General features: G+C 54.1%; 11 protein-coding genes. 10 read left to right on the top strand and 1 reads right to left on the bottom strand.

Features of this window, described 5'->3' with window-relative positions; all coding sequences use genetic code 11:
* Positions 1-6: 6 nt before the first annotated feature.
* The 10 genes from hisD to HBA55_RS01485 all read left to right on the top strand — a co-directional run bounded on the left by hisD (position 7) and on the right by HBA55_RS01485 (position 13,554).
* The gene (gene hisD, locus HBA55_RS01440) at positions 7-1,284 is read left to right on the top strand and encodes a histidinol dehydrogenase (RefSeq protein WP_166985989.1); all 1,278 of its coding nucleotides are present in this window, start codon (positions 7-9) and stop codon (positions 1,282-1,284) included.
* Positions 1,285-1,289: 5 nt separating this feature from the next.
* Positions 1,290-2,039, top strand: coding sequence for an SDR family NAD(P)-dependent oxidoreductase (locus tag HBA55_RS01445; protein ID WP_166985992.1), 750 nt, complete (start codon positions 1,290-1,292; stop codon positions 2,037-2,039).
* Positions 2,040-2,173: 134 nt separating this feature from the next.
* On the top strand, positions 2,174-3,004 hold the full coding sequence (locus HBA55_RS01450) for a substrate-binding periplasmic protein (RefSeq protein WP_166985995.1): 831 nt from the start codon (positions 2,174-2,176) through the stop codon (positions 3,002-3,004).
* A gap of 214 nt (positions 3,005-3,218) precedes the next feature.
* Positions 3,219-4,280, top strand: coding sequence for a Gfo/Idh/MocA family protein (locus HBA55_RS01455; protein ID WP_166985998.1), 1,062 nt, complete (start codon positions 3,219-3,221; stop codon positions 4,278-4,280).
* Between the two features lie 36 nt (positions 4,281-4,316).
* Positions 4,317-5,426, top strand: a complete 1,110-nt coding sequence (locus HBA55_RS01460) for a Gfo/Idh/MocA family protein (protein WP_166986001.1) — start codon at positions 4,317-4,319, stop codon at positions 5,424-5,426.
* A 187-nt stretch (positions 5,427-5,613) separates the two neighbouring features.
* Positions 5,614-6,855 carry a sugar ABC transporter substrate-binding protein gene (locus HBA55_RS01465; protein WP_166986004.1) on the top strand — a complete coding sequence of 414 codons (1,242 nt, stop codon included), beginning with the start codon at positions 5,614-5,616 and terminating at the stop codon, positions 6,853-6,855.
* A 2-nt stretch (positions 6,856-6,857) separates the two neighbouring features.
* Positions 6,858-8,345 carry an ABC transporter permease subunit gene (locus HBA55_RS37970; RefSeq protein WP_166986007.1) on the top strand — a complete coding sequence of 496 codons (1,488 nt, stop codon included), beginning with the start codon at positions 6,858-6,860 and terminating at the stop codon, positions 8,343-8,345.
* Positions 8,342-9,622 carry a sugar ABC transporter permease gene (locus HBA55_RS01475; protein WP_166986010.1) on the top strand — a complete coding sequence of 427 codons (1,281 nt, stop codon included), beginning with the start codon at positions 8,342-8,344 and terminating at the stop codon, positions 9,620-9,622. Before HBA55_RS37970 ends, HBA55_RS01475 begins: the two co-directional genes overlap by 4 nt.
* 4 nt (positions 9,623-9,626) lie before the next feature.
* Positions 9,627-10,694, top strand: coding sequence for an ABC transporter ATP-binding protein (locus tag HBA55_RS01480; protein ID WP_166986013.1), 1,068 nt, complete (start codon positions 9,627-9,629; stop codon positions 10,692-10,694).
* A 160-nt stretch (positions 10,695-10,854) separates the two neighbouring features.
* A complete protein-coding gene (locus HBA55_RS01485; protein WP_166986016.1) occupies positions 10,855-13,554 on the top strand; it encodes an MGH1-like glycoside hydrolase domain-containing protein in 2,700 nt (899 codons plus the stop codon).
* An 80-nt stretch (positions 13,555-13,634) separates the two neighbouring features.
* On the opposite strand, the gene HBA55_RS01490 is transcribed toward HBA55_RS01485, so the two are convergent.
* A complete protein-coding gene (locus HBA55_RS01490; protein ID WP_166986019.1) occupies positions 13,635-16,295 on the bottom strand; it encodes a TonB-dependent receptor in 2,661 nt (886 codons plus the stop codon).
* Positions 16,296-16,402: the final 107 nt, after the last annotated feature.

The raw sequence follows: 16,402 nt of genomic DNA on the forward strand, positions 1-16,402 counted from the left end.
AAATCAGTGGCAACTATTGTTAAACCCGGAATTTCCGTGGAAACCAGCCGACAGAACAACGCGCAGGTGCGAGAAACTGTCGAGGGCATACTCAGTCGAATTGAAACCGAAGGCGACGCCGCGGTGCGGGACCTGTCGCAGCAATTTGATGGCTGGAACCCCGAGTCTTTCCGCCTGACGAAAGAACAGATCGACGCCTGCGTGGCGCGGCTCAGTGAACGCGAACTGGAAGACATCCGCTTCGCCCAGGCACAAGTCAGACGTTTTGCCGAAGCCCAGAAAAACGCCCTGCAAAACATAGAAGTGGAAACCCTGCCCGGTGTGTTCCTCGGCCACAAAAATATTCCCGTGGACTCTGTTGCTTGTTATGTGCCCGGCGGCAAGTACCCCCTGGTGGCTTCGGCCCATATGGGCGTGGTCACCGCCAAGGTCGCCGGCGTACCCAGGGTGATCGCCTGTTCGCCGCCGTTTGATGGTGAACCCAACGCCGCAGTGGTGGCAGCCATGCATCTGGCCGGCGCGGATGAGATCTACTGCTTTGGCGGTGTGCAGGCCATCGGCGCGGTTGCCATCGGCACCGAAAGTATCGCTCCGGTGAATATGATTGTGGGTCCTGGTAATGCGTTTGTCGCAGAAGCCAAGCGCCAACTGTTCGGCCGTGTCGGAATCGATCTGTTTGCCGGCCCTACCGAAACCGTGGTGGTCGCCGATGAAACCTGTGATGTGGAAATGGCAGCGACGGATCTGTTGGGACAGGCGGAACACGGATACAACTCTCCCTCGGTATTGGTAACAACCTGCGCAGAACTGGCGGAAGCATTGCCGACGGAAATCGAACGCCAATTGCAGACTCTGGCCACCGCGGAAATCGCCGGTAAATCCTGGCAGGATTATGGGCAGATCATTCTCTGCGACAGCGACGAAGAAATGTTGCAGGTCACCAACGACATGGCCTTTGAACATGTGGAGATCATTACCAAAGATCCACGCTATTTTCTCGACAATATGCGCAACTACGGCGCCTTGTTCCTGGGCCCGGAAACCAACGTCGCCTATGGCGACAAAGTCATCGGCACCAATCACACCTTGCCCACGGGCAAGGCAGCGCGCTATACCGGCGGGCTCTGGGTCGGCAAATTCATCAAGACCTGCACCTACCAGCGCGTTTCTGAAGAGGCCACCGTGGAAATTGGCGAATACTGCTCCCGTCTGTGTGCGCTGGAAGGCTTTGCCGGCCATGGAGCCCAGGCGGATCTGCGAGTCAAACGCTACCGTAAGGATTGATTGATATGGCCCTGTCATTACAAGGTAAGGTCGCGCTGGTGACCGGTGCGGCCGGAGGCATAGGCGACGCCATTTGCCAGGCTCTGGCGGCCCGGGGCGTTCGCATTATTGCGGGGTACAACAGCAGTAGCGAACGGGCTCGTCATTTGTGTGAACAGCTGCCGGGCCAGGGACATATTGCCATGCACGCCCCGGTATTGGACAGCGCCGCGCTGAAAACACTGTCAGACAACCTGAGTCGCGACATCGGGCATCTGGACATACTGGTGAACAACGCCGGCATGACTCAAGTGGTTGCCCACGACGATCTCGACGGATTGGGTGACGACGTTATCGATCAGATTTTTGCGACCAATGTGCGCGGAGCTTTTGCCTGCGTGCGCGCATTCAGACCGCTACTGCAAGAGAGCGGCGACGGATTGGTGGTGAACATTTCCTCCATTGCCGGCACTACGGCAGTGGGCAGCAATGTCGCTTACTGCGCCTCCAAGGCGGCGGTCAATTCCATGACCATGTCGCTGGCGCGGGCACTGGCCCCAGACATTCGAGTAGTGGCAGTGGCACCTGGTTGGGTGGATGGCGACTATGCCCGGCGCGCCGACCCGGTGTATCTGCAACAGCAGATAGATCACACGCCGTTAAAGCGCATTGCCCAAGCGCAGGATGTCGCCGATGCCGTGGTGGCACTGGCCTCAACCATGACTTTTAACACCGGCTGTGTAATTCCCGTTGATGGGGGACGGCCACTGATGTAACAAAGGTGTTAATCCCGATGCGGTACTGACAGGTCGGCCCACTTTCGTGGGCCCGCCACTTGAGGTGAAAAATGAAGATCACTGCAAGGAGGTTTGTCTCATTTGGATACCGATATCGCAGGTTTTTTTGTGCGATGTTAGGCTGCTGTTGCCTGTGGCAGGAAGTCGCTCTTGCATCTTCGGTAACCATCACCTATGCAGACCTGGAAGGTCGAAACGAAGAATCTCAGTTTGCCTACGCCGTCCTGGAGTTGGTTCTGCAACGGTCCGGCGGGGCCTTCAAGTTGCAGAAATCGAAAACCGAAATGACGGATTCCCGTGCCCGACAACAGTTGGTCAGCGGAAAAATTGATGTTTCCTGGCTGGGCATCAGCGACGTCATGCCCAAGGAAATCACCCTGATTCCCATACCACTGACCCGCGGCATCTTAGGGAAGCGGGTACTGGTCATCCGCGGTCACGATCGGCAAAAATTCAAACACATTCACAGTATCTCGGACCTGCAACCATTAACGGCGGGGCTTGGCCTCGGTTGGCCGATAACCACCATCCTAGCGAGTAACGGCCTGCCGGTAACATCTGTCAGCAATATAAATTCCATCTTCAAAATGTTGGCCTCCGGCCGCATCGACTACATTCCACTCGGTGCCAACGAAGCTCGATCATTTGTATCAATGTACCAGGCACATTTTGAAGACATCGACCTCGTTAGCGATTTTTATCTGGACATACCCAGGTACGACTTTTTCTTTTTTGTACACCGAGACAACCTCAAACTGCACGAACTTCTCCTTGCCGGCTTCGCCAGTGCCTATGAGGACGGCAGTTACATGACATTGTATCAATCCCATCCCCAACACTTTCCATTGAAAGAACTGGCGTTGGAGCAGCGCCGCGCCATCCTGTTTGAAAATCCCCTGATGACCCGGGAAATACAGCATATCGACACCCGCTACTGGCAGTAATCCGCACTAAAAAACAGCCCGCTTATAGCCATTGGAAGCAAGACAATTTCGGCCTCATCAATGAGGTAATTTGCCTCATACAAAGTCAAAATCGATGCTCACTGAGGTAAATATCGCATAGTTGTCACACCGAGAACTGTCTACCATTTCTTCAAATGGAAGGTTCCGAAACCTCCTCATTCAATTGCTAAACTGGATTAAAGGAGACTGTGTTATGAGCAATAGTCCACGCCGAGTCGTCGGTATCTGTTTTGACCATATGCACATCGGTGACTTGCTCGGCAAGGCACAGGCATCCGATGTTTATGAAGTGGTAGGTGTTTATGACACCCAACCGGAACGTATGGCAGAGGTCTGTGACGATTTGGAAATCCTCCCGCAACTGCAATATACCGACTGGCAACAACTGTTGGATGCGACTCGACCCGATCTGGCGATAGTCTGCTCCCCAACCGCGCAACACGCGGATTGGGCCGAACGCCTGGCGCAGCGTGGAATTCATATCCTGCTGGAGAAGCCCTTCGCGGTATCCGCAGAGGATGCGCAGCGCTGTATTGACGCCGCTGAGAACTACGGCGTGCAACTTGCCATCAATTGGCCTCTGGCCTGGTACCCGCCACATCGCACCAGCCGACGTATGATTGCCGAAGGCCTGATTGGTGACGTGATCGAAGTCCATTACTACGACGGCAATCGTGGCCCCCAATACCACGTGCACGCTAAGAAGGAAGTGGAAAACCCGGTTAATGTCGAAGACACCTGGTGGTTCAATCCCGATGCAGGGGGCGGTTCGATGCTCGACTACCTGGGATACGGCGTCACCCTCGCCACCTGGATGCGAGACGGTGAACTCCCCACAGAGGTCAGCGCCGTCACTCATGTTCCGACCCAATACCGGGTGGATATGCAAAGTGTTGTGGTGGCGAAATACGCCAGTGGGCTGTCCTGCTTTCAAACTCGCTGGGGCACATTTACCGACCCCTGGATAAACCAGCCACAACCCTTCTGTGGATTTGTGGTTGTGGGAACCGAGGGCACCATCATGAGTCGTGACTATGCCGATACCGTGATGATTCAAACCCGAGCCAACCCGGAAGCAACCGCCATACCTGTCGACGAGTTTACCAAGAACGATATCTTCACTTATCTCCATGACAGCCTGGACCAAGGTCATCAGGTAGATGGCCCTTGCGGCCCGGAAATCTCCCTGGGTGCGCAACGTATTGCCGATGCGGCCGTCGCCAGTGTCAAAGAAGGTCGGCCGGTACGGCTTTGAACAAACTGCTTACTCTCTATCACTACAGGTGAAGTTATGACAAATCCTTACGACTCTGCAGCGGCGTCATCAAACGAGCAGAGCAACATGAATATTCTGGTGCCGCCAGTCCGTATGCCGGCATCTGATCAACACTGTATCGCACTGGTTGGCTGCGGTGCCATTGGCAGAATCCAACTGTACTCCTACCGGCAAGCGGGTTGGAATGTTGCCCTGATCTGCGACAAGGACGAAGCGGCAGCCTGCAACGCCCGCGACGAACACTTTCCCAATGCGGATATCACCACAGATTTTCAAGAGGTACTCAAGCGCGATGATATCACCGTAGTGGACCTGGCGTTGCACCTGGATATTCGCCCGGAGTTTGTTCGCCAGGCGCTATTGGCGGGCAAGCATGTTCTTAGCCAAAAACCCTTTGTCGAGAAGCTCAGCGAGGGCGTTGAACTGGCGCAAGTGGCCGAGAGCCAGGGAGTCACTCTGGCGGTCAACCAAAATGGCCGCTGGGCGCCACACTTCCGTGCATTGCGGACAGTGATTGAAGGCGGTCATATTGGCGAGGTGGCCTCTGCGGATTTTTCTGCCTATTGGGCCCACGACGAATTGGTAGCAAACCATGTCTTGGGCAAAGACCCCAATCTCGTACTCTATGACTTCGCCATTCATTGGTTCGATCTGATCGCCGGGTTGTTCCCCGAGCACGATGCCAAGAGCGTTTACGCCATTACCGGCAAGCGCGAAGGACAACTGGTAGAGGTACCAACCATGGCATCAGTGATTATCGATTACGGATCTTTGCAGGTCACTGTCAATATGCGGGCCAGTGCGCGACAGGAGGACTCTGGCTACTTCCATGTCAACGGTTCCAGAGGCAAAGTGGAAATTGCCGGCCATTCCCTCGGCGGAGACAGCCTGCAAGTGGTGACCGAATCTGGCTCCACCGTCATTGAAGTGGAACGCGACTGGTTTCCCCATGCACTGATCGGCAGTATGGCGGATTTTCTGTGTGCCATCGAAAACGGTGAGCAACCTACCGCACACCCGCGGTCAAGCCTGGCCGGACTGTCGCTCTGTTTTGCCGCTATGGAGTCAGCGGCTACTGGAAAACCCGTCGACCCCGCCGGTGTCAGTACCCGTTACGGGCTCTGACCCAAGCCGTGCGCCTGCCGGCCGCGCAAGGTTACCAACCTGGCCGGTGGGGACGGTAGACAAAAGTGAATGACAAGATTGGAACATCAATGGTCAAGTTCTGCATAGTTTGCGATTGGAAATCCCTCTACTCTGAACCTTGAGTATTCTGATAGCGAACCCCTTTGTAAGGGAGGTACTGATAACAATGATAAAGTGGCATATCCCATTGCTGGTGGCCTGTTTGTTCGTCTTCGGAGGCAATGCCTTTGCAGACAAAACCCCTGTAGAAGTCTGGTACACCTACATTGCCGACTCCGAAGAAGAGCAATTGTTTTTCCGAGCCATAGAGGCTTTTGAGCAGAACAACCAAGACATCGACGTAAACCCTGTTCGCGTTCCCTACCTGCAAATGCTGCAGCAGTTTATTACTGCCTCCCAGGGAGGTGAGGCGCCGGACCTGGTACGCTTAAACAGCCGTGACCTGGGCAAAATCGGTCAGGTCAGAGTCAATGGTGCGCCACTGCTGGAAGATCTGCGTCCTCACCTGACACCGATGGAGCGCTCCCGCATCGACGTTCGCGCCATGAACGCCATGCGCTACAACCATGCTCTTTACAGCCTTCCTGTCAGCCAGGCCAGCCTCTCACTGATCTATAACAAAGATATTTTCGATGCTCACGGCCTTCCCTATCCGCAGGACGATTGGAGCATCGATGACATGTTAAAGGTGGCGCAATTACTGACGAAAGGCGAGGTCAGGGGCCTGGCGGTTCCCATCCGGGTTTACTACTGGTGGATCGCCTTCCAGACCGGGTTTGGCGGCTGGCTGTTTGATGGCGATGGCAACCCTACGCTCAATTCAGTCGGCTCCGCCGAAGCTCTGCAATGGGTTCTGGATCTTGAACTCAAACACGGTGTGGTAGCGCCCGGCACCGGCTTTGACGTCGAAGCGGTAAAAACCCAATTCCAACAGGGCAAGGCCGCTATGACCATCGATGGCCCCTGGAACTGGAAATCCTATACCGACGCCGGCCTTAACCTCGGGCAGGCGCTACTGCCCACCGTACCTCAATCCGGCAAGCGCATGTCGCCATTGCTCGCCTATATCGGCTGGTCCATTTCAAAGCAGAGCCCCAACAAAGTTGCCACCGCCCGCCTTGCCAAGTGGTTGGCCTCAGATACAGTGCAACGTACCTTTGCACTGCAAACCTACACGCCCCCCACCAGCGTTAGTCTCAAGGACGACCCGGCCATTACCGGTGATCTGAATCTGAGTGGATTTATTCGCCAGACGGAAGTCGCCACACCGGCACCGACCACCCAAGCAATGTCCCTGGCCTATGAACCGTTGAACACAGCCATCGAACTGGTCTACACCGGCAAGATGAACCCTGCTGCCGCGTTGTCGGCAGCCAACGATAACCTTGCGTCCAACCTGGAGAGATGACCGTGACTCGAATTGCTCCCCTGCCGCCGGTTATCGCAGGTCTGTTGTTTTTTCTGCTGTCTTTGAGCGTCAATGCCGGAACCTTGACTGAGGTAAGAGTTGTCTCAGAAGCGCAGAAGTACCGAACCATTCAAATCGAGGTATCAGTCACAGACGCTCGCGATGTAGATCGATACGAGGTCTGGTTTTCTGAACAACCTTTTCGTACGTTAACAGACGCCTTGCTGCACTCCCAGGTACAGGTGGCGGACACCTCCAGGCTGGAGAGAGTACCCGAAGGAGCAGCCTACGAGGATTGCTGGGAGGACGGCTTGCCGACCCACCGGGATCCATTCGGCAGCCCCGTCATCAGTCCCGCCGCCAAACGCTGGTCATGCCAGCTGACCGGATTAATCCCTAATACTGACTATTGGATTGCCGTGGTTGCCGTTGACTACAGCGGACAGCTATTGAGCGGCCAAGACAGCCTGTCGCCAATCAAAACTCGCACCGACATACCGGACCAACTGCCAGCTCCTCCGGATACACGGCCTGTTCTGAGCATCCTGACCTCAATCGTTATTTGTCTGCTGGCACTGTTTATTTATTTGCGCCGACAGGATATGCGCAGCGGAAAAGCCAGCGCCAACGTCGCCCACGCCTACGTGGCTCCAGCGTTGATCGCCCTGGCGGTATTAAGCTTTTACCCCATTGTTTACGGCATTTGGTTATCCTTTACCGATGCCCATCAGTCCCGGCTGGGACAAGAGAGCTTTATTGGTCTGACCAACTTCGTCGAAGTGTTTACCAGCCCCGGATTTGGAAGAGTAACCCTGTTCACCATTATCTGGTCGGTTGCCAATGTGACGGCACATGTCGGGTTTGGATTGATGCTGGCACTGGTGTTGACAAAAGCGCACCTGAAAGGAAAGCTGTTTTACCGGACCATTCTGCTCATGCCCTGGGCAATCCCCGCCTACATCTCCATTCTGGCCTGGAAGGGAATCCTGCAAACAGACGGCCTTTTTAATAACATTCTCGGAACCGAAATCGAGCTGTTGTCTCAGGTCACCTCCGCCCAAGTCCTGGTTATTCTGGTCAATATCTGGCTGGGCATTCCCTTTATGATGATGTCCCTCAGTGGTGCTCTGATGGCAATTCCCGGAGACATGTATGAGGCCGCGGACCTCGATGGCGTCAGTAAATGGGACCAGTTTATACACCTGACTCTGCCCAACCTGAAAAGCACCATAACCCCGTTGAGTCTGTTGGGCTTTATCTGGTCTTTCAATATGTTTACCGTGATTTACCTGATCACACGTGGCAACCCGAGTGTGGACTTTGGCCAGCCGGGCGCCACCGATATTCTGATCACCTATGTCTATGACGTCGCCTTTGATTACGGTCGCTACGGTGTCGCCGCCGCCTGGTCAGTGATTATCTTCTTGATGCTGGTGGCCTTCTCCTGGGTCTATGTGAAGAAAACCAAAGCAACGGAGGCCGTGGCATGAACAGCAGACTACTGACAAACGGAATGATTGACGTGAGCAACCCCAACATTGCGCAACAGTGGTATGTGCCGATTGAAATTCAGATGTTGCAACGCTGGCTGTTATGCGCTGTGTTGATGAATTTGATCGTTCTGGGCGGAGAATTATTGAGGAGTGACACGACCGGCATTTACCTTACCGGACTTGGCGTGGGGTCTCTGATGATCACCCGCCTGTTGCTCCCCGATGGTACTGCCAGTTGGCAGAGATGGGCGGCTCTGGGGTTTGCAGCCATTGGGTTGGTGCTGGGGCTCGTATCCCTTTGGAACAGCGATCTTTCCGTCTACGACTACTGGTCTCGCGGCTGGCTGATTCTGCCCGCAGCTCTGACCGTCTCATGGCTGACCTCCGCTTCAATCGCGGACTGGTGCTCCGGCATCTCGGCCGACCGAGCTGAGGCCGGGCTGGCCAGGAACAAGCGACTGGAAGTGACGTTGGAAGCGGTCGGCTCTCACACCTTATTGATTCACGCGGTAGCCTTGGTGATTATTCCACTGGTGTGGATTTTCGACGTGGCGGTGTCACCCGGCAACGTTCTCGGGGGTGAGATAGGAGACGCTTTTACCCTGGAGCACTTCGAAGTTATCCTGGGATCACCCACCTTTTGGGTGTGGACCAAGAACTCGTTGATCGTCAGTCTCGGTACCACATTGCTGGGTCTGAGTCTGGCGGTGCCGGCCGGCTACGCCTTTAGTCGCTTTGACTTCAGTGGCAAGAAACAGTCCATGTTTGCCTTTATGCTGATCCAGATGTTTCCCGGCATCATTATTCTGGTGCCCTATTTTATGGTGATGAAAACCCTGGGTCTGCTCAATACCAGTATCGGTCTGATTATCGCTTATTCAGTTACCACACTGCCGTTGTGTGTGTGGATGCTTAAGGGATTTTTCGACACGGTACCTCGGGAACTCGAAGAAGCTGCTATGCTGGACGGTTGCACACAGCTGCAGATCTTTTTCAAAATCGTGCTGCCGCTATCGTTGCCGGCAGTCGCGATTACCGCCCTGTTTTCGTTTCTCAGTGCCTGGAACGAATTCCTGTTGGCTCTGGTATTTAATACATCCAACGATCAATTTACTCTGCCCGTCGGCCTGGCCTCAATGATTCCGTCCACCGGCCAGCGCTGGGGCGACTTCGCAGCGGCCAGTATCCTGGTGAGCACGCCGGTCGTTATCCTGTTTATGTTATTTCAAAAATCACTGGTACAAGGCTTGAGTGCCGGTGCGGTAAAGGGCTGAGACTATGAGAGAAGTAGAATTCAAAGCAGTCAACAAAACCTATCCCAATGGCTATGTAGCGGTTGAACGCCTGGACTTGCGAGTTGAAGAAGGTGAGTTTCTGGTACTGCTTGGTCCCTCCGGCTGCGGTAAATCAACCACGCTGCGCATGCTGGCTGGATTGGAGACCGTCAGCAACGGGGATATTCTGATCGGTGGTACCAAGGTGAATGACCTGCCTCCCGGCGCGCGGGAATTGGGTATGGTGTTTCAGTCCTATGCGCTCTACCCACACATGACGATTGAGGACAACCTCTCTTTTGGTTTGCGTATGGCAAAACAGGGCGAGCGCCTGGACTCCAGGGAAATCGCCAATCGTGTGGGCGAAGCCGCAGAAATGCTGGACCTGACCCAACTGCTTGATCGCAAGCCCAAGGCTTTGTCCGGCGGACAACGGCAGCGGGTTGCCATCGGACGCGCCCTGGTACGTCGGCCCAAGGTGTTATTGATGGACGAACCACTATCCAATCTCGATGCCAAACTGCGCAATCAAATGCGCATCGAACTGCGTCGCCTGCACGAGCTGCACGGCACCACCACCGTTTACGTCACCCACGACCAGGTGGAGGCCATGACCCTGGCCGACCGCATCGCCATTATGCACGGAGGTATACTTCAACAACACGCCCCCCCACTGGAGGCCTATCACAATCCCAACAACCCGTTTGTAGCGTCTTTTCTGGGAACTCCGGCTATGAATCTGATTCAAGGGAAAGTTGAGAACCAGAAGTTCAAGGCCGGTGATCTGTGCTTTGAGCTGCCGGATCACCTGAAAGACACCCAATGCGGAAACTATACCTTTGGCATTCGCCCGGAAAACGTCAATGTGGTCAGCCAGGGCGGCCTGCGTTGCGACGTCAGAGGCGTAGAGCGGCTTGGTGATCAGACCATCTACCACTTAAACGCGGCGGGGCAGGAAGTGACCGCCTTACGCCATCAGCAGATTGACGAGGGGTTTACATCAACGACAGTGGATACATCTTATGTGCATATTTCACTGACGGAGCCTGCTACGGTGCTTTTCCCTCAATAATCCGGCGCGGCTACACCTGTAACAACACCTGCAACCACACCACCCAAATGTAACGCAAAATTCCATTGATAAATTTTGCGTTACAAGAGCCAATATCGGAGAAGCTCATCACCGTATTGTCTCTTACCATGGTCACTCGTCAAAAGAGTTTAGAAAGACCATGCCAAAATATCAGAAAAGTCACGACCTTCGCCTGCCCGACTGGGGGCCCTATTCCAAACACTACGCGGGAATCGCGCATATTGCAGACGTTTGCTCCGGCCTGCGGTTCGACCTGTCGGTAATGCCGGGTCATTACCGCCGCCAGATGCTGGTACCCAATGAAAAGTGGGCGTCGGGTCATCACGCCTGGGAAGCGGCATCGGATTTAAGTTACTACAGTTATCGCTACGAGATCGAATGGAAAGACCAGGTCCTTTGTGATGTATCGTTTTCCGCCTTGAGTGACAGCGCCCGACTGGTGCGCTGTGACTTCGTCAATAATACCGATACCCCGCAAGATCTGAAGTTGCATCTTGTCGCCAATATGAACTTCCCTACCCTGGGGGTGGAATCCGACGAACCCATTCGGTTGGCAAAGGTCGACCTGCCCGACGGCGGTGTCTGGATCGACGCGCTTGACTATGTGGACCTCGGATTTGCCACTCCTCGCCACGACGACGGGCTGGTAACCGACGGTCTGATGCGAGCGGAGATCCGTGACCACGGTTTGGTAAACGGCACCGGTATCGGCTGCGGTTTTGGTGGTGAGCCCGGCGACTGGGTCACTTTTTCATTCGAGCTGGAACATGGGCTTCAACACCCTGTAGTCACTCTTCGCTATGCACTGGACGGCTCTGGCCCGACACGCTTGCTGCTGGAGGGTGCCGTACAAATGGAGCTTACGCTCGATGGTAACTCCCCCGATCAACGGGGACTCTGCCAATTACGCATACCGACCCATATGATCCCCGCCGGAGAGCACAACCTGCGGATCACGGCGTTGACTGATGCGGCAATAAAACTGGACGGGTTTTCGTTGACGGAGAGTCATCAACGGGTGGAATTCGAAACCCACCAATGGTCCCCGGTACCACAAATACTTAGCGGCCCCCAACCCAACAGTCTGATATTGAAGTACGCGGATTCTGCCACAGTCTACGGGCTGGCCTGGCATCATCCGGACTTTTGGCTACGGCAGATTCTGAACCATGAACTCGACACCTGCATGAGACTTCTGGTTCCCAATAACTATACAGAAATCAAGGACGGTCCCGGAGAAGGCCACTTCACCGATGTCTTTATTCGGCCCATATCAGCACCTCCCCAAAGCAGTAACACCCAGTTTGCCTTTGTCTGCTCAGGAACTCAGGAGCAGGTTGAAGAGCAATTGTCGGAGTTCTTCCAACGAACCAAACAGGAGCTTGACGCCGCCTGCGAAGCCGCTCGTCAAAGAGTCATTTCTCCCCCTTGCTTACCATCCGGAAAGCGTTATCAATTCAGCCAGGCGCGCATGGCGGCGACCGAAATGTTAAACGTGGTTTATCCGGTCTATACGAAGCGTCAGTTTATTCGCCACAGCACCCCCGGCAAGTGGTGGGACAGTCTCTATACCTGGGATTCGGGGTTTATTGGTCTGGCGTTGCGGCACTATGACGTTGAACGGGCCATTGACAACCTCAATGCCTACCTCACGGAAGCAGGGGATAAGCACGCCGCCTTTGTCTACCACGGCAGTCCGGTTCCCACCCAGATGTATCTGTTCCAGGAAATCTGGAATCAAACCCAGGATCTGAACACTCTTAAGCGCTTCTACCCGAGCCTGCGCCAATATTACCGATTCCTGGCCGGACACAGCCAGGGTTCGACGACACGAGCGCTTGGCTCCAACCTGATTCGCACCTGGGAGTACTTCTGGGAATCCGGAGGTTGGGATGATTATCCAGCGCAGTTGCACACACTTGAGAGCGGCATTGAATCTCGAATCACTTGCTCGGCTATTACCGCCCACGTCATTAGAAGCGCCAAAATACTGCTGAGCGCCGCAGAGGCCTTGGGCATTAAAGAAGATCAAATACTCTATCAGGCAGATATCGAAACGTTCTCTGCTGCCCTGCAGGATTTTGCCTGGGATGAAAAGGCAGGGTACTTCAGTTACGTCGTCCATGATGAATCCGGTAAGGCCGATGCCCCTCTGCTCCATAGCAGTGGCTGCAATTACAATATGGGCTTGGATGGCGTCATGCCGCTCATGGCCGGAGTATGCACCCCTGAGCAGGAAAAGTTATTGCTCAAACGCCTTGCTGATCCGGATCGATTCTGGACCCCCATCGGTCTGTCAACCATGGATCAGTCGGCCCCCTACTATCGCAAGGACGGCTACTGGAACGGCGCTGTGTGGATGCCGCATCAGTGGTTTATGTGGAAAACGGCACTCGATCTGGGACAGGGAGATTTTGCCTACGGGATTGCCCGCACTGCGCTGGATCTGTGGCAGCGGGAAGTTGAGACCTCTTACTATTGCTTCGAGCATTTTATTATTGAGTCAGGTCGCGGTGCCGGCTGGCATCAATTCAGCGGTTTGTCCTCACCGGTTGTCAACTGGTTCTACGCCTATCACTGCGCCGGACAGCTGACCACAGGGTTTGATGTCTGGGTGGAGAAGCAGGTATTTAGCAACGACAACCGAAAGTTTGTCGGACAACTGAAGAAAAACGGCAGGAAGCGAAACGCCACGGTGATCGTCAATATGCAGGAGGGACAGCGATACGCAGTGCGCTGGAACGGAGAACCCCTTTCCTACCAACAGCGCAATCCCGGTTCTCTGGAGATTGATATTCCCTTTGCAGACGGGCAAGGGATCTTGGAAGTCGATTCTTGATTACCTTCAGGTATCCAAAAAAAAGCCCCGAAGATCGGGGCTCAAGCACTTAACGATGGATGTTGGAGACCGTTAAGCTGTCACAGGTTGTAATGCACACCCAACCCAATGATTCTGCCGAAATTCATAATGCTTTCCGTACGCTGAGGTACACCACCGGTATACTTGTTGCGTTCTTCGTCCGTCAGGTTATTAACGAAGAGATTGACCCTCAAATCTTTATTAAAGTTATAGGCCACACTGGTGCTGACGATAGTGACGTCATTGACCGTCAGGAAGTTACCAAAGCCATCAATGTCTTCATATTCGCTTCGGTAATCCGCACCCAGACGCGCTTCCAGGTGTTCACCCGCCCACCACACTGATGCATTAGCGACATCCCTGGACAGCCCGATCAAACCAAACGGATCGTCAGGTGATGGGTCCACGTTGGTTTCAGTGTAGGAATAGTTGGCACTGACGCCCAGGCCATTAAAGGGTGCCGGCAATTGATCAAAGCTCTTGAGCAGAGTCACTTCCAGTCCGCGGATATAACCGCCCTCACCGTTACCCACACCGGCGACTTGTGCGGCCTGACCGTTGAAAGTGGTCTGGCGGGTAAATTCAGCCACAAAGGACTCCAGGTCCGAATAGTGAGCGGCCAGCACCAGCGAGGTGCCCTCTTGCGGATACCATTCATAGGACAAACTGGCTTGCTCAGCGATGGTGGGATCGAGTTCCGGATTACCACCGGAACCCTCATAGCGATCGGCCAACGAGTTATAAAACACCGCTGAAGAAGAACGCATGTCGTCGATATTGGGGCGGTTGAGAACCTTGGCCCATCCCAGACGCAACACCTGCTCGTCGGTAAGATCAAAACTCAGGTTAAGGCTGGGCAGCACTTCGGTATAGCTGTTGCCCGCACTGGTTGCCACGGCCGGATTACCATCGGAGAAATCCACCCAACCGGGTGACTGACTGTCTGTGTCAATATAGCGTAAACCGATGTTGCCACTATAGGGAAAAAACCATTCTCCACTGAAGTCCAACTGTACGTAGAAGGACAGCGAATCCTCCTGTACCTCCCATGATGCTGTTCTCTCACGATTGAGATTGGCCACGCTGTCCACACGCCGATAACCACCCAGGCGATCCACGATACGATCAAAGTCCCACATAATCATGTCCGGCGCGTTATCAGCACTCATAATGCCGGCTACATAGGAACTGTCCAACGGACTCACATCCAGAGAACCATCGTTATTGGGACTGAAAGGATGGCCGCTGACGTAGGATGCCTCCGAAGAAATCACATCCAGACTCTTTTCCCGGTCATAGTAACGTGTTCCGACTTTCAAGGTTTTTAACTGGAAATTGCCGAACTCCATATCCAGATGGTGTTCTCCATCAAGGCGCAGAGCGATCATTTCGTCGTCTGTAATGCCCTCACTGACCCCTAATGTAAACCACCCGGTTGGACTCCATAAAGTGGGATCGGTAATGTCCGAACCCGATACCGCCAACGAGGGAGAATCGCCATAAGCCTGGTAATCAAAAACCAGTTCACTGGCTTGATCCATATTCAGATTGAAGCTGTTCCAGGTGTAATGCTGCTCCGCTTTGGAGTAACTCAGATCACCCACAAGTGTCCACTGTTCGAGATTCCATTTTATATTGTAGCCACCGGCAACGACTTCTTCGTCGATGCTGTATTCCTGACCGTTGGCCGCCACAGCATTAGGCACAGCCCAAGGATTGAGATCAATGGTAGCCGCAGCCAAATCATCACCGACAAAATCCAGATTGCTGAAACGTTCGGCTGAGTTCCACATAAAACCGCCGTACTGAGTATGCTGAGCCTCCCCCTCGATGCTTTTGTCGGAATACAAGATATCGAAATTGGTTTCCACATTGTCTGAGGCGATCCACTGGACATCAAAGAAGACACCCATGCGTTCTTCTTCACCACCCTGGTGTCTGGCAATAAAGCCCCAGGGGAGATGTTCGTCCCCGATTTCCCCATCGCCATCCAAATCCTGACCCGGTCCATAGGTGCCCCAACTGAACGGTGACAAGCTGCCCTCACGGGCCACCGGTTCGTTCGCGTAGGACAGAGAAGCCACCACACCCAGGCTGTCGCTCAATTGATCGATGTAAGTGAGACTGCCACGAGCGCCTTCGGCGTCGGCCATGGGAACGTCATCAGCCCCTTGGGCGTCGGAGGCCTGTCCAGTGATCACTACCCGGGTTTCTTCAAAGTCAAATGGTTTGAGGGTGTCCATATTGACTACCCCCGACAGACCGCCTTCAATCAGGCTGGCCTTGGAAGATTTGTGTACCTGAGCCTGCGAAACCACGGTGCTGGGGTACAGGCCGAAATTGACAGTACGAGACGCGGAGCCGGAGACCAGCTCGCGGCCGTTAAGGGTAGACAAAGCCAGATCCTGAGCGCCACGGATAGACAGCTTGGAGATAGAACCGTCATCGTTCCGTGCACCGGCCACACCAGGAAGTGCAATCAGGCTCTCTGCAATGGATTTACCCGGCAACACACCAATGTCTTCCATCGAGATCGCTTCGATCACTGTGTCAGCAAACCGCTTCTGTTCCACAGAATTCACCAGACTCTTTTTGAGCTTCGCTGTCACGATTATCTCTTCCAGCAGGACTTCATCACCAGATGCGTAGGTCTGAGAACTCGCACTGATTACCGCAGCGACAGCCATTGCCAATGCAGCAGGTTTGAATGCGTTCTTCATTGAGCTTCTCCTTCGATACTTCTTATAAGTTTTATTTGCCAAATTTGAAAGGTTTTGTTACGTCTGTAGATTCTTCAATGTTCGTAAATTATGTTATGAAGATTGCC

Source organism: Pseudomaricurvus alkylphenolicus (assembly GCF_011683955.1).
In the GTDB taxonomy this organism is placed as follows: domain Bacteria; phylum Pseudomonadota; class Gammaproteobacteria; order Pseudomonadales; family Cellvibrionaceae; genus Pseudomaricurvus; species Pseudomaricurvus alkylphenolicus.